Source organism: Pseudomonas sp. KBS0710, assembly GCF_005938045.2.
Classification (GTDB): domain Bacteria; phylum Pseudomonadota; class Gammaproteobacteria; order Pseudomonadales; family Pseudomonadaceae; genus Aquipseudomonas.
In genome coordinates, this window is record NZ_VCCF02000001.1 from 4,329,684 (window position 1) to 4,343,592 (window position 13,909).

Consider the following 13,909-nt stretch of genomic DNA (forward strand, 5'->3'; position numbering starts at 1 on the left):
GATTCTACCTACTTTTGCCTCACATTAACCGAGCAAAGCGCGACCATGATGTCGCAAATGGTCTTCGATGAAGCTGGCGATAAAGAAGTAGCTGTGGTCATAGCCCGGCTGCAGGCGCAGTTCCAACGGGTGGTTGGCGGCCTTGGCCGCTTGCTGCAACGCCTCCGGCTTAAGCTGCACGGCAAGGAAATCGTCGCGATCGCCCTGGTCCACCAGCAACGGCAGTTTTTCCGAGGCTTCGCTGATCAGCACGCAGGCATCCCACTCGCGCCACTTGGAGCGTTCTTCGCCCAGGTAGCGGGAGAAGGCTTTCTGACCCCATGGGCAATCCATCGGGTTGTTGATCGGCGAAAACGCCGACACCGATTGGTAACGCCCTGAGTTGCGCAAGGCACACACCAGGGCACCGTGACCGCCCATGGAGTGGCCACTGATGCCGCGCTTGTCCGAAGCCGGAAAATGCGCTTCAACCAACGCAGGCAATTCCTGCACGACATAGTCGTGCATCCGATAGTGCTTGGCCCAGGGTTCCTGCGTGGCATTCAGGTAGAAGCCAGCGCCCAGACCAAAATCCCAGGCGTTGTCCGGGTCGCCCGGCACACCCGGCCCACGCGGGCTGGTGTCGGGTGCGACGATGATCAACCCAAGCTCGGCGGCCATGCGCTGGGCGCCGGCTTTTTGCATGAAGTTCTCATCGGTGCAGGTCAGCCCCGACAGCCAGTACAGCACTGGCAGCTTGCCGCCCTGCTCCGCCTGAGGCGGAAGGTAGACGGCGAACGTCATGTCGCAACCGAGCACATCAGAATGGTGCTTGTAGCGTTTATGCCAGCCGCCGAAGCTCTTCTGGCACGACAGGTTTTCCAGATTCATGGCCGACCTCAAAAGTGGATGACGGTACGAATGCTCTTGCCTTCATGCATCAGGTCAAACGCTTTGTTGATGTCTTCCAGGCCCATGGTGTGGGTGATGAAGGTGTCCAGCGGGATTTCGCCGGTCTGAGCCATTTCCACGTAGCTCGGCAATTCGGTACGGCCGCGCACGCCGCCGAACGCCGAACCGCGCCAGACGCGGCCGGTGACCAGTTGGAATGGACGTGTGGCGATTTCCTGGCCAGCACCGGCCACACCGATGATCACCGACTCACCCCAGCCTTTGTGGCAGCACTCAAGCGCGGCGCGCATCAGTTGTACGTTGCCAATGCACTCGAAGGAGAAGTCCACGCCGCCGTCGGTCAAGTCGACGATCACGTCCTGGATCGGGCGGTCATAGTCTTTCGGGTTAATGCAGTCGGTGGCGCCCAGTTGCCTGGCGATTTCGAACTTGGCTGGGTTGATGTCAATCGCAATGATGCGGCCGGCCTTGGCTTTCACCGCGCCGATCACCGCCGACAGGCCGATGCCGCCAAGGCCGAAGATGGCCACGGTGTCGCCCGGCTTGACCTTGGCGGTGTTGATCACTGCACCGATGCCGGTGGTGACACCGCAGCCCAGCAGGCAGACTTTCTCCAGCGGCGCTTCTTTAGGAATCTTGGCCACGGAGATTTCCGGCAAAACGGTGTACTCGGAGAAGGTCGAGGTGCCCATGTAGTGGAAAATCGGCTGGCCTTTGTAGGAGAAACGCGTAGTGCCGTCGGGCATCAGGCCTTTGCCCTGGGTGGATCGAATGGCCTGGCACAGGTTGGTCTTGCCCGACAGGCAGAATTTGCACTTGCCGCATTCCGGGGTGTACAGCGGGATAACGTGATCGCCGACGGCCACCGAGGTCACGCCCTCGCCGATCGCCTCAACCACCGCACCGCCCTCGTGGCCCAGGATCGACGGGAAGATGCCTTCCGGGTCGGCGCCCGACAAGGTGTAGGCGTCGGTATGGCACACACCGGACGCAACTACACGCAACAGCACCTCGCCAGCCTTGGGCATGGCGACATCCACTTCAACGATCTCAAGGGGCTTTTTCGCTTCGAAGGCTACGGCGGCGCGGGACTTGATCATCCGGGTTTCTCCTGGGAATTAAAAACTGAGGCGGAGAGTGTAATACATGGCTTATTGATGAATAATCCGGGCAAAAGCAAAACATTATTGCTACGCAGGGATAATCAATATGCTGGAAAACCGCTGGGAAGGCATCGATGAGTTCGTCGCTGTGGCCGAATGCAGCCAATTCACCGCAGCGGCCGAGCGGCTGGGAGTGTCTTCATCGCATATCAGCCGGCAGGTGGCGCGCCTGGAAGAACGGCTGCAAACGCGCTTGCTGTATCGCAGTACGCGCAAGGTGACCCTCACCGAAGCCGGTCAGACCTTCCTGCAACATTGCCAGCGTTTACAAGATGGTCGTGAAGAAGCGTTGCGCGCGGTGGGCGACCTCACCAGCGAGCCCAAGGGCATGTTGCGCATGACCTGCGCGGTGGCGTACGGCGAGCGCTTTATCGTGCCGTTGGTTACGCGGTTCATGGGGCTGTATCCGCAACTGCGTGTGGATATCGAATTGAGCAATCGCCAGTTGGACCTGGTGCATGAGGGCCTGGACCTGGCCATTCGCCTGGGGCGCTTGCAAGACTCGCGCATGGTCGCCAGCCGCCTGGCCCCTCGGCGTATGTACCTGTGCGCGTCGCCGTCCTACTTGGCACGCTATGGTCGGCCACATAGTTTGTCGGAATTGAGTCGGCATAACTGCCTGATCGGCAGCTCGGATATCTGGCAACTGGCTCAGGATGGGCGGGAGTTTTCCCAGCGGGTGCAGGGAAACTGGCGCTGCAACAGTGGGCAGGCGGTACTGGATGCGGCGCTGCAAGGGGTTGGGTTGTGCCAACTGCCGGATTATTACGTGCTGGAGCATTTGCACAGTAGCGCGTTGGTGTCGTTGCTGGAGGCGCATCAGCCACCGAATACGGCGGTGTGGGCGTTGTATCCGCAGCAGCGGCATTTGTCGCCGAAGGTCAGAAAGCTGGTGGACTTTCTCAAAGAAGGCTTGGGTGACAATCCGGTCTATCGAGCATAAACAGCTACCGTCGATGCATTGCCTGGATATCGGTTAATAGCCGCTTTCATTGAAAAACCAGGCAAGCCCATGACGTCCAACGCCCAGCAACTCCAGCATATCAATCATTTTGTCCGAAAGGTCCTGGCCGACTTTCCGGTGCCCAGCGCTATCGCCGCCCAATTGCTTTACGAGCATCTGCAACCATTCACCCAGGAAAAACTGGACCCGGATACTACTCTCCTGACCACTCTGGAATACAACCTCGACAATCCCGATTCGCCCTACACCGCAGTGATCATCCAATCCATGAGCCTGACCGAGGCCATGATCTGCAATGCGCCCCATGCCCCTGGCGGGATGGTCAACACCACCGGTTTTTCCACCATTGCGCCGTACTTCAATATCGTTGATGAACTACCGCGCCTGATGGATAACCGCATACCGCAAATGTTCAACGAAGAGTTCATCACTTCCAGCTGGATCCCGCCCAGACGGTATGAGGCGCTTTACCGGCAAAGTGAACCTCAGGTCTACGACCCGACCACCCAACTGGAGATCGCGCCTGCTGTTTTGAGAAAGGTCATTGATTCAAGCAACTTCGAACAAACCTATGACAAGGCCATCACCCTGTTCTGGAGCGAACATCGGGACAATTACACCACCCTGATGCGCATCGCCTACACCAAGGCTTACCTCAATCAGTACGAAGAATTCACGCTCACCGCAGCAGAACGGCAACTCGCCGCACGGGCGGCAGGTATCGGCGTCGACAAGGATGCCAGCAATCTGACCCTCGAAGATTTTCAGACGCCCTATTCACCGGATAAAAACCTGTCCGTGCGCGTGCTGCGCATTCATCAGTTCGACGCCACCGACATTCTTACGATTACCGACAATCAGAGCCAGATCACCCTGCTGTACATCCCGGGCAACTCCTCCCCCATCCATGGTTTCAACAACCCAACGGACATGCGCAATGCACTGGTGAAAGTGGCCAAGGACCCGACCCAGCGCAAAGCCCTGACCAACCACTTTGAACCCGACTCGATTGACTCCGGCCTGATCTACAGTGGTGTCGAGGAAGCATTGATCGGCATGGCGATGTACCCGCAATCTTCCAGCCCACCCGGTTTTTTCAATAGCTTGTTGCACAACGGTTACTGGGACCCCGAGCAATACATAAACAACCCAATGTATCCGGCGCTCAGAAGCAACCCATTTGCGTTTATCGCGCGACAGATCCGCACTCGGATTGCAAAATTGGCAGCCAAAACCATTGTCTCGCCGTTGGACACGTTCAAGGCCGACACCCTCGACGCCTTGGATAAAGCCTGCCTGCTGGCGATCCCCGTGGCGTTGACCATGGGCACGGCGTTGCTGGCGGAGTTTTGTTTCGTGACATCGGGCTTGACGGGAATGGCTATCGGCGCCGATGACGTGCTCAAAGACAAACCCCTCGCCGTTGAGCGCATGGTGTTCGGCGCCCTGAACGCGGTCCCGGTGGTTATCCACGGCATCAGCAAAGGCGCGAGCAGTCTTGAGGCGTTACGCCCTGAGCTTGGTCAGGCTACGCGGGCAGAGGAGGGTCAGATCAGCGTCAAGGTCATCACTCAGGCCCCCACCTCCGCCCAAACCGAGACTCGCCCCCTGGTCGCCGCAACATCCCCCAGCGGTTTGCAGACCGTCAACATTCAGGGCGAGACCTTCCTGACCTACAAAAGCCCGAATGGCTGGGGTTTTTTTGAGCTATTCGTAAATAATCCAGAAGCCCCCGAGAAGATCCAATCCACCGGGCTCTACGCTATTCAGAGCTCCGACCAGCAATGGCGACGCGCCGGGTTGGCCGGAGGTGGGGCATTTCGCAATGCCTGGCAACGGGTTTACAAACTGTTCGGCGGAAGCCAGCAGTTGAGTTTCTTCAGCGCCTACCAGATGCCAGCGCCCGTGCGCGAGATCCTCGTGCAGATGCTCACCGACACCCGATCATTTGCGGAAGACTTCGAACCCTTCGGAATGGATGCACAATCGATCAGCAACGCCCGGAAACTGTTCTTTGAGAAAAGGAACCAATTAAACCAGGACTCGGCGATCTTCTTTAACCGCCTGCCCTACTCGCCCCTGCAGCCGGTACTCCCCCGCTTGAGCTTGAACGAATCACAGCAGAGCATTATCGAGAAATTGCTGCGCGCCAGTGACGGAATCGTGGTCGGCGAAAGCCACAGCGCCGAATCGAGCAAAGCCTTTCTGATCGACAACATGCAGACACTCGCAAGCCAAGGTGTCAAACGCATCTACTTCGAACATTTGCTGACAGACGTGCATGCTCCAATGTTGAAGGCTTTTTACCGCTCGAAGAGCGCCCCCATGACCGAGGAGCTGACAAGCTATCTGAACGGGATCTATCCACTGCTCCGAAGCCACTATTACTCATTCAGAAACATCGTGATCAAAGCCCGAGACGCGGGGATCAAGATCCAGCCGATCGACTGCACTGCAAGCTACGTACTTCGCGATATGCGCGACAATGCGGGAACCTTGCGCCAACGGATGATGAACTATTACGCCACCGAGGTGATTCAGTGGATCCAGACCTCCAAGCGCCAACCAGGTAAGTGGGTCGCACTGGTGGGCGATACCCATACCAATACCTTCAGGGACATCCCTGGGTTGGCCGAACTCACCGGCAGCATCGGCCTGCGGATAGAAGATAGAACGGGCGCCCAGCCCTTGGGCATCGAAGTCGATCCAGGGCGCACTTCCAGCCTCGGCCTCAACAAGGGGGAAGGCACGGTCAAAGCCAACCTGGTCTTGCGTGTTGATCCTGCCGTGCTGCAGCACTCAATGGAATCACAGCCCGGCCCTTCGCACAGTCGAGTCGTGAAGTCGGCCAAGGCACTGCTGATACGGCCGGGCCAATTCATGCTCACCGAGGGACTGGTTTCCGAGGCTGCCCACATTGACTATCGTTCGCGACGCGGGGAACTGCGAAGTTCAAGGATCAACTGTCAGGACGGTCGGTACTTCATCCAGGTTACCGGCTGGCCCCTTGATGAAAAGCGGTTCGACAGCATTGAGGTCTTGGTGAATGAGTTGAAAACTCTACCCGGGTTGCAGCAAGTCAAAGGCTGAGAATCAAGACGCTTGATAAGCCCGGCGCTGACGCAGCCACTCGAGGTCTTCGGGGCGGGTGACCTTGATGTTGTCCGCACGCCCTTCGACCAGTCGCGGCGCCTGGCCAGACCATTCCATGGCCGAAGCTTCGTCGGTGATCACCGCATCAGCTACCAGGCTGTCAGCCAAGGCACGGTGCAAGGCGCCCAGGCGGAACATCTGCGGCGTGTAAGCCTGCCAGATCAGGCTGCGATCAACGGTTTCCACCACGCGGCCATGCTTGTCGGCACGCTTGAGGGTGTCGCGAGCCGGCACTGCCAGCAGGCCGCCGACAGGGTCATCAGCCAGTTCGGCCAGGAGCTTGTCGAGGTCATCCCGGCTCAGATTTGGCCGCGCCGCATCGTGTACCAGCACCCAGTCATCATCACTGGCGCCCAGGGCATTGAGTTGCAGCAGCGCATTGAGCACCGAACCCGAGCGCTCGTCGCCACCGTCCGCACGCACGATGCGTGGGTCGTTGGCACACGGCAGGTTTGGCCAGTAGGGATCATCGACAGCAAGACTGACCACCAGCCCCTTGAGGCCTGGATGGTCAAGAAAACAGCCAAGGCTGTGTTCCAGAATAGTGCGCCCGCCCAGTTGCAGATACTGCTTGGGACGGTCCGCGGCCATACGGGCACCCACGCCCGCAGCAGGAATTACGGCCCAGAAGGCCGGTACAGACTGACTCATTGGGCCAACTGGTAGAGGGTTTCGCCCTCTTTGACCATGCCCAACTCATGGCGAGCCCGCTCTTCAACGGTCTCGGTGCCTTTTTTCAGCTCAAGCACTTCGGCATCGAGAACGCGGTTGCGCTCCAGCAGGATTTCGTTTTCGGCGTGCTGGTCGGCAATTTGCTGGGTCAGCTCTTTCACCTGCGCAAAGCTGCCATTACCGACCCATAGACGGTACTGCAGGCCAGCCAGCAACAAGAGCAAGACGAGGAACAACCAATTGGGACTGCGCATCGAAATCCGGGTATCCAGTAAAAAAAGACAGCCATGCAAAACTTTTTACAGCAACTGATAGCACGAAGCCTGGAATAACCAGGCTTGTGCTTGATAGCCATCAGATTAGCGCCGAAATACACACTGTCGTGATTTTTCCGACGCTACCTGTCGACTTTTTACCATGCCTTACATCAAGTAGCGATCAACCGCGAAACTCGCTGCGACCGTTGTACTTGGCTTTACCCGCCAGTTGCTCTTCGATACGCAGCAATTGGTTGTACTTGGAAACGCGGTCGGAACGGCACAGCGAACCGGTTTTGATCTGGCCCGCCGAGGTGCCCACAGCCAGGTCGGCAATGGTCGAATCTTCGGTTTCGCCGGAGCGGTGCGAGATCACGGCAGTGTAGCCCGCAGCCTTGGCCATCTGGATGGCTTCCAGGGTTTCGGTCAGGGTGCCGATCTGGTTGAACTTGATCAGGATCGAGTTGGCGATCTTTTTGTCGATGCCTTCTTTCAGGATCTTGGTGTTGGTGACGAACAAGTCGTCGCCTACCAGTTGGATTTTTTCGCCGATCTTGTCGGTGAGGACTTTCCAGCCGTCCCAGTCGGACTCGTCCAGGCCGTCTTCGATCGAGATGATCGGATAGCGCTCGGTCAAACCTTTGAGGTAGTCAGCAAAACCTTCGGAGGTGAACACGTGGCCTTCGCCGGACAGGTTGTATTTACCGTCCTCGTAGAACTCACTGGCAGCGCAGTCCAGGGCCAGGGTCACGTCGGTGCCCAGCTTGTAGCCAGCGTTGGCCACAGCTTCGGAGATGACTTTGAGTGCATCTTCGTTGGACGCCAGGTTCGGTGCAAAACCACCTTCGTCACCCACCGCAGTGCTCAGGCCACGGGCCTTCAGCACAGCCTTGAGGTGATGGAAAATCTCGGTGCCCATGCGCAGGCCTTCGGAGAAGGTCTTGGCGCCAACCGGCTGCACCATGAATTCCTGGATGTCGACGTTGTTATCGGCGTGCTCGCCACCGTTGATGATGTTCATCATCGGAACCGGCATCGAGTAAACACCCGGGGTGCCGTTCAGGTTGGCGATGTGCGCGTACAGTGGCAGGTCCTGGTCCTGCGCAGCCGCCTTGGCCGCGGCCAGGGACACGGCGAGGATCGCGTTGGCGCCCAGGCTGCCTTTGTTTTCTGTGCCGTCGAGCTTGATCATCGCGTGGTCCAGGGCTTTCTGGTCCAGCGGGTCTTTGCCCAGCAACAGGTCACGGATCGGGCCGTTGATGTTGGCTACAGCTTTGAGTACACCTTTGCCCAGGTAACGGCTCTTGTCGCCATCACGCAGTTCCAGCGCTTCGCGCGAACCGGTAGACGCACCGGACGGCGCGCAGGCGCTGCCGATGATGCCGTTATCGAGAAGCACGTCGGCTTCGACGGTGGGGTTGCCACGGGAGTCGAGAACTTCACGACCTTTGATGTCGACGATTTTTGCCATTGTTGTAAACACTCCAAAGTTGACGAAAACGACGCAGCTGTAGGAAATCTTTTGACCGACCGCAAGGGTGGAACAACAGGGCAGGCTTGCAGGCGACAAGGCTCAGGCCCGCAGGCCTGAGCGTAAAACGAGGGAAAGTCTACCGGAGAAACGACGCTTACGCGGTCTCTACCGTCGGAAAACTCTTGACCAGTTCGTCCAACTGCTTCAACTGGGCCAGGAACGGCTCCAGTTTATCCAGGCGCAGGGCGCATGGGCCGTCGCACTTGGCGTTGTCCGGGTCCGGGTGGGCTTCCAGGAACAGGCCCGCCAGCGACTGGCTGATGCCCGCCTTGGCCAGGTCCAGCACCTGGGCACGTCGCCCGCCAGCGGAATCGGCGCGACCACCGGGCATTTGCAGCGCGTGGGTTACGTCGAAGAACACCGGGTATTCGAACTGTTTCATGATGCCGAAACCGAGCATGTCCACCACGAGGTTGTTGTAGCCGAAGCTCGAACCACGCTCGCAGAGGATCAACTGGTCGTTACCTGCTTCCACGCACTTGCTCAGGATGTGTTTCATTTCCTGGGGTGCGAGGAACTGGGCTTTCTTGATATTGATCACAGCGCCGGTCTTGGCCATCGCCACGACCAGATCGGTCTGGCGCGACAGAAAGGCCGGCAACTGGATGATGTCGCACACCTCGGCGACCACGGCAGCCTGTTCAGGCTCGTGGACGTCGGTGATGATCGGCACGCCGAAGGCTTGCTTGATGTCCTGGAAGATCCGCATGCCTTCTTCAAGGCCTGGGCCACGATAGGAGGTCACGGACGAGCGGTTGGCCTTGTCGAAGCTGGCCTTGAACACGTAAGGGATACCGAGTTTCTCGGTCACTTTTACGTACTCTTCACAGACCTGCATCGCCATGTCGCGGCTTTCCAGCACGTTCATGCCGCCGAACAGCACCATGGGCTTGTCGTTGGCAATCTCGATGTCGCCTACGCGAATGATCTTCTGGGCCATCAGGTTTACGCCTTCTTCTGATGTTGCGTCAGTGCTGCTTTAACGAAACCGCTGAACAACGGGTGACCGTCGCGCGGGGTCGAGGTGAACTCAGGGTGGAACTGGCAGGCCACGAACCAAGGATGATCCGGCGCCTCGACCACTTCAACCAGCTTGCCATCACCGGAGCGACCGGAGATTTTAAGGCCAGCTTCTTTGATCTGCGGCAGCAGGTTGTTGTTCACTTCGTAGCGGTGACGGTGACGCTCAACGATCACGTCCTTGCCGTAGCAGTCGTGAACCAGCGAACCCGGCTCCAGCAGGCAGTCCTGTGCGCCAAGGCGCATGGTGCCGCCCAGGTCGGAGGTTTCGGTACGGGTTTCAACGGCGCCGGTGGCGTCTTCCCACTCGGTGATCAGGCCTACGACCGGGTGGCCGCTGGTGTGATCGAACTCGGTGGAGTTGGCGTCTTTCCAGCCCAGCACGTTACGGGCGAACTCGATAACGGCCACTTGCATGCCCAGGCAGATACCCAGGTACGGCACTTTGTTTTCACGGGCGTATTGAACGGCGGTGATCTTGCCTTCCACGCCACGCAGGCCGAAACCGCCGGGTACGAGGATCGCGTCAACACCTTCAAGCAGCGCGGTGCCCTGGTTCTCGATGTCTTCGGAGTCGATGTAGCGCAGGTTGACCTTGGTACGGTTGCTGATACCGGCGTGGCTCATCGCTTCAATCAGCGACTTGTACGCGTCCAGCAGTTCCATGTACTTGCCGACCATGGCGATGGTGACTTCGTGCTCGGGGTTGAGCTTGGCGTCGACTACCGCTTCCCATTCGGAGAGATCGGCGCTGCCGCACTGCAGGCCGAAGCGCTCGACCACAAAATCATCCAGGCCTTGCGCATGCAGGATGCCCGGGATCTTGTAGATGGTGTCGGCATCTTCCAGGCCAATCACCGCACGTTCTTCAACGTTGGTGAATTGCGCGATCTTGCGACGCGAGGAGATGTCGATCGGGTGATCGGAGCGGCAGATCAGTACGTCCGGCTGCAGGCCGATGGAACGCAGTTCCTTGACGGAATGCTGGGTCGGCTTGGTTTTGGTCTCACCGGCAGTGGCGATGTACGGCACCAGGGTAAGGTGCATCAGCATCGCGCGCTTGGCGCCGATTTCGAAACGCAGCTGACGAATGGCTTCGAGGAACGGTTGGGATTCGATGTCACCTACGGTGCCACCAATTTCGACCATTGCCACGTCGGCATCGCCTGCACCCTTGATGATGCGGCGCTTGATTTCGTCGGTGATGTGCGGGATCACCTGGATGGTTGCACCCAGGTAGTCACCACGACGCTCTTTGCGCAGCACGTGCTCGTAGACACGGCCGGTGGTGAAGTTGTTGTTCTGGGTCATGGTCGTGCGGATGAACCGCTCGTAGTGGCCCAGGTCCAGGTCGGTTTCGGCGCCGTCGTGGGTGACGAACACTTCACCGTGCTGGAACGGGCTCATGGTGCCCGGGTCAACGTTGATGTACGGGTCCAGCTTGAGCATGGTGACCTTAAGTCCCCGCGCCTCCAGGATGGCCGCCAATGAAGCGGAGGCAATGCCTTTCCCCAATGAAGAAACAACACCGCCCGTGACGAATATGTAGCGCGTCATGAAAAACCCTAGAAGTCTGCGTTAAAGCGGTCCGAGCCGCCGGGGAAAGCGAAGGAAGGCCGAAGCCCCCGATCACCTGCATTAATCACAGTGCACCTTTCAAAAAAACCGCCGCGTGGTGACAGACCAGCAATGAAACACCGGTACGTTGATCGCTACACATTTTTTGGAATCGCCCAGCAAAGACTGCTTGGTAATCGGCAACTGCTGCGATTCAGCTGAATCCACAGAAGTTGTATCAAGAAGGGAGCGTAGTCTACCGGAAAGCCTCTATCAGCTCAAACCTTGATCGCACGTCTGTGGCATCCAATGTAATTGCCACTTGCCAGTCGGGCGGGTCCATAGCCCCGCAAGGGTTGGGACAGCCAGCAATTGCTCGCCCTGATAGAGCAGCGGCAATCTGCCACGCATGAAGCCTGGCAAGCCACTTTCATTCAGCAGGCGCTTCAGGTCCCGCCGGCCTCGACCTGGCACATCGATGATTTCGCCGCCTTGGCGATAACGAATCACCAACGGGCCTGCGGGCGCCTCTCCGATAAACTCAAGCTGACCATTACCGGGTAACTCTAGTGGGTTTTGCGGATCGGACCACCTCACCGGCGTGTCGGAAAACTCTGAGTAGGTGGAAGGCAGCCACCACACGCGCTCACCGCTACGGTGCAACTGACCATCGGCCAGGCGCCACAGCGGTTGCGCATCACCCTTGGCATCCCGCAAGGCATACCAACCGGCCCAGTGGTCGCTGTCGGGCAACCGCGTCAGCGGCGTCAGCCAGTGGCGCACGGCGTTGCGCTGGCGGGCGTCGGAAAGCCCGCGCAAGGGAGCCAGGGCCAATGACGGCAAGGCCAGCCAGGGAAACGGCGAAGGCTGGTCGGCGGCGCGCAGGTCAATGACCGCCAATTCGTCGAGCAAACCCTGGGCTTCGCTCAAGTGCTCGGCAGTGCGGGCCAGGCTGGCGGCAGCTTGGGGCCAGCGCTCGGTCAGCAGCGGAAAGACACGATTGCGCAGGTAATTGCGCGAAAATCGGGAATCGGCGTTGGAAGGATCTTCGATCCATTGCAAGTGATGCTGGTGCGCATAGGCTTGCAGCTCAGCGCGCGAGACATCCAGCAACGGCCGCACCAAGTGCCCTCCCGCCAATGGTCGATGCACAGGCATGGCCGCCAAGCCTCGCACACCCGCTCCCCGCAACAGGCGAAACAGCAGGGTTTCGGCCTGGTCGTCACGATGCTGGCCGGTGAGCATCACCTGCCCTGCCCCGGTCACCTCGATAAACGCCCGGTAGCGCGCATCACGGGCTGCACGCTCAAGGCTGGCACCCGACTGAACGTGCACATGCACCACCCGTAAAGGCACGTTCAGTTCGTCACAGACGGTTTGGCAATGACTGGGCCAGGCATCGGCGGCGGCTTGCAGGCCATGATGGACATGGATTGCACTGAGGCGCGGCAGGGTTTCGGTGTTTGCCAGAGAGGCCAGGAGGTGCAGCAGGACGGTGGAATCAAGGCCGCCAGAAAAGGCGATATGCCAGGCGGGGGCGTTGCGCCAAGGGGCAAGGTTTTGCCGGAGTTTGGCGGGTAAGCTAGGGCTCATCACAAATACCGGCGCAGAACTGGAATACGGCAGCCAAGCATACACAAAGCAAATGTGGGAGCGGGCTTGCTCGCTCCCACACTAGAAGGCCTTGCCTGTCAGATCAGTGCTTGATCAAAGGCCGTAGCTCATCAGGCGCTCATAACGGCGTTTGAGCAGCGCTTCGTTGTCCAGCTTCTTGAGCATCGCCAGTTGCGAACCCAGCTCAGCGCGGATAGTCGCAGCCGCGGCAGCCGGGTCGCGGTGGGCGCCGCCCAATGGCTCGGCGATAACCTTATCCACGATGCCCAGGCCTTTGAGGCGATCAGCGGTGATGCCCATGGCTTCGGCAGCATCCGGCGCTTTTTCGGCGGTTTTCCACAGGATCGAGGCGCAACCTTCCGGCGAAATCACCGCGTAGGTGGAATATTGCAGCATGTTCAGCTGGTCGCAGACGCCGATGGCCAGCGCACCGCCGGAACCACCTTCACCGATCACGGTGGCGATGATCGGGGTTTTCAGGCGGGACATGACGCGCAGGTTCCAAGCGATCGCTTCGCTCTGGTTGCGCTCTTCAGCATCGATACCCGGGTAGGCACCCGGGGTGTCGATGAAGGTCAGGATCGGCATTTTGAAGCGCTCGGCCATTTCCATCAGGCGGCACGCCTTGCGGTAGCCTTCGGGGCGCGGCATGCCGAAGTTACGGCGCACCTTTTCACGCACTTCACGGCCTTTCTGGTGACCGATCACCATCACTGGCTGGTCGTCCAGGCGAGCAATACCGCCCACGATGGCGGCGTCGTCAGAGAAGTGGCGATCGCCATGCAACTCGTCGAACTCGGTAAAGATGTGCTGAATGTAGTCCAGGGTGTACGGACGGCGCGGGTGGCGGGCCAGGCGCGCGATCTGCCAGCTGGTCAGCTTGCCGAAGATGTCTTCGGTGAGCGAGCTGCTCTTGTCTTGCAGGCGAGCGATCTCATCGCCGATATTCAGCGAATTGTCATTGCCGACCAGGCGCAGTTCTTCAATCTTGGCTTGCAGGTCAGCGATCGGCTGTTCGAAATCAAGAAAATTCGGGTTCATAAGCGTCCGTCTTGGGTCGACGGCCAGGGAGTGCCTGGCCAGC

11 protein-coding genes are annotated in these 13,909 nt (G+C 59.0%); 2 read left to right on the forward strand and 9 right to left on the reverse strand.

Going from position 1 to position 13,909, the window contains the following annotated elements:
• Positions 1 to 24 precede the first annotated feature (24 nt).
• Positions 25 to 870: an S-formylglutathione hydrolase gene (fghA, locus tag FFI16_RS19840; RefSeq protein WP_138816444.1), complete on the reverse strand. Its 846-nt coding sequence runs from the start codon at positions 868 to 870 to the stop codon at positions 25 to 27.
• An 8-nt stretch (positions 871 to 878) separates the two neighbouring features.
• Complete coding sequence (locus FFI16_RS19845) at positions 879 to 1,991, reverse strand: S-(hydroxymethyl)glutathione dehydrogenase/class III alcohol dehydrogenase (protein ID WP_138816445.1); 1,113 nt, start codon at positions 1,989 to 1,991, stop codon at positions 879 to 881.
• A gap of 109 nt (positions 1,992 to 2,100) precedes the next feature.
• On the opposite strand from FFI16_RS19845, the gene FFI16_RS19850 reads away from it, so the two are divergent.
• Complete coding sequence (locus tag FFI16_RS19850; protein ID WP_138816446.1) at positions 2,101 to 2,997, forward strand: LysR substrate-binding domain-containing protein; 897 nt, start codon at positions 2,101 to 2,103, stop codon at positions 2,995 to 2,997.
• Positions 2,998 to 3,066: 69 nt separating this feature from the next.
• Positions 3,067 to 6,108, forward strand: coding sequence for a membrane-targeted effector domain-containing toxin (locus tag FFI16_RS19855; RefSeq protein WP_138816447.1), 3,042 nt, complete (start codon positions 3,067 to 3,069; stop codon positions 6,106 to 6,108).
• 3 nt (positions 6,109 to 6,111) lie between these two features.
• On the opposite strand, the gene ispD is transcribed toward FFI16_RS19855, so the two are convergent.
• From ispD to FFI16_RS19890, 7 genes are all read right to left on the reverse strand, one after another.
• The gene (gene ispD, locus FFI16_RS19860) at positions 6,112 to 6,822 is read right to left on the reverse strand and encodes a 2-C-methyl-D-erythritol 4-phosphate cytidylyltransferase (RefSeq protein ID WP_138816448.1); all 711 of its coding nucleotides are present in this window, start codon (positions 6,820 to 6,822) and stop codon (positions 6,112 to 6,114) included.
• Positions 6,819 to 7,097: a cell division protein FtsB gene (ftsB, locus tag FFI16_RS19865; RefSeq protein ID WP_058412406.1), complete on the reverse strand. Its 279-nt coding sequence runs from the start codon at positions 7,095 to 7,097 to the stop codon at positions 6,819 to 6,821. The genes ispD and ftsB overlap by 4 nt, the downstream gene beginning before the upstream one ends.
• A 184-nt stretch (positions 7,098 to 7,281) precedes the next feature.
• Entirely contained in the window at positions 7,282 to 8,571 is a 1,290-nt protein-coding gene (gene eno, locus FFI16_RS19870) for a phosphopyruvate hydratase (RefSeq protein ID WP_065928985.1), read from the reverse strand.
• A 157-nt stretch (positions 8,572 to 8,728) separates the two neighbouring features.
• Complete coding sequence (gene kdsA / locus FFI16_RS19875) at positions 8,729 to 9,574, reverse strand: 3-deoxy-8-phosphooctulonate synthase (protein WP_064451165.1); 846 nt, start codon at positions 9,572 to 9,574, stop codon at positions 8,729 to 8,731.
• A gap of 5 nt (positions 9,575 to 9,579) precedes the next feature.
• Positions 9,580 to 11,211: a CTP synthase gene (locus FFI16_RS19880; RefSeq protein ID WP_056857526.1), complete on the reverse strand. Its 1,632-nt coding sequence runs from the start codon at positions 11,209 to 11,211 to the stop codon at positions 9,580 to 9,582.
• Positions 11,212 to 11,484: 273 nt separating this feature from the next.
• Positions 11,485 to 12,804 (reverse strand): tRNA lysidine(34) synthetase TilS, encoded by a 1,320-nt coding sequence (gene tilS, locus FFI16_RS19885; RefSeq protein ID WP_138816449.1) that lies wholly within the window; start codon positions 12,802 to 12,804, stop codon positions 11,485 to 11,487.
• A gap of 114 nt (positions 12,805 to 12,918) precedes the next feature.
• Entirely contained in the window at positions 12,919 to 13,866 is a 948-nt protein-coding gene (locus FFI16_RS19890) for an acetyl-CoA carboxylase carboxyltransferase subunit alpha (RefSeq protein WP_065928982.1), read from the reverse strand.
• Positions 13,867 to 13,909: the final 43 nt, after the last annotated feature.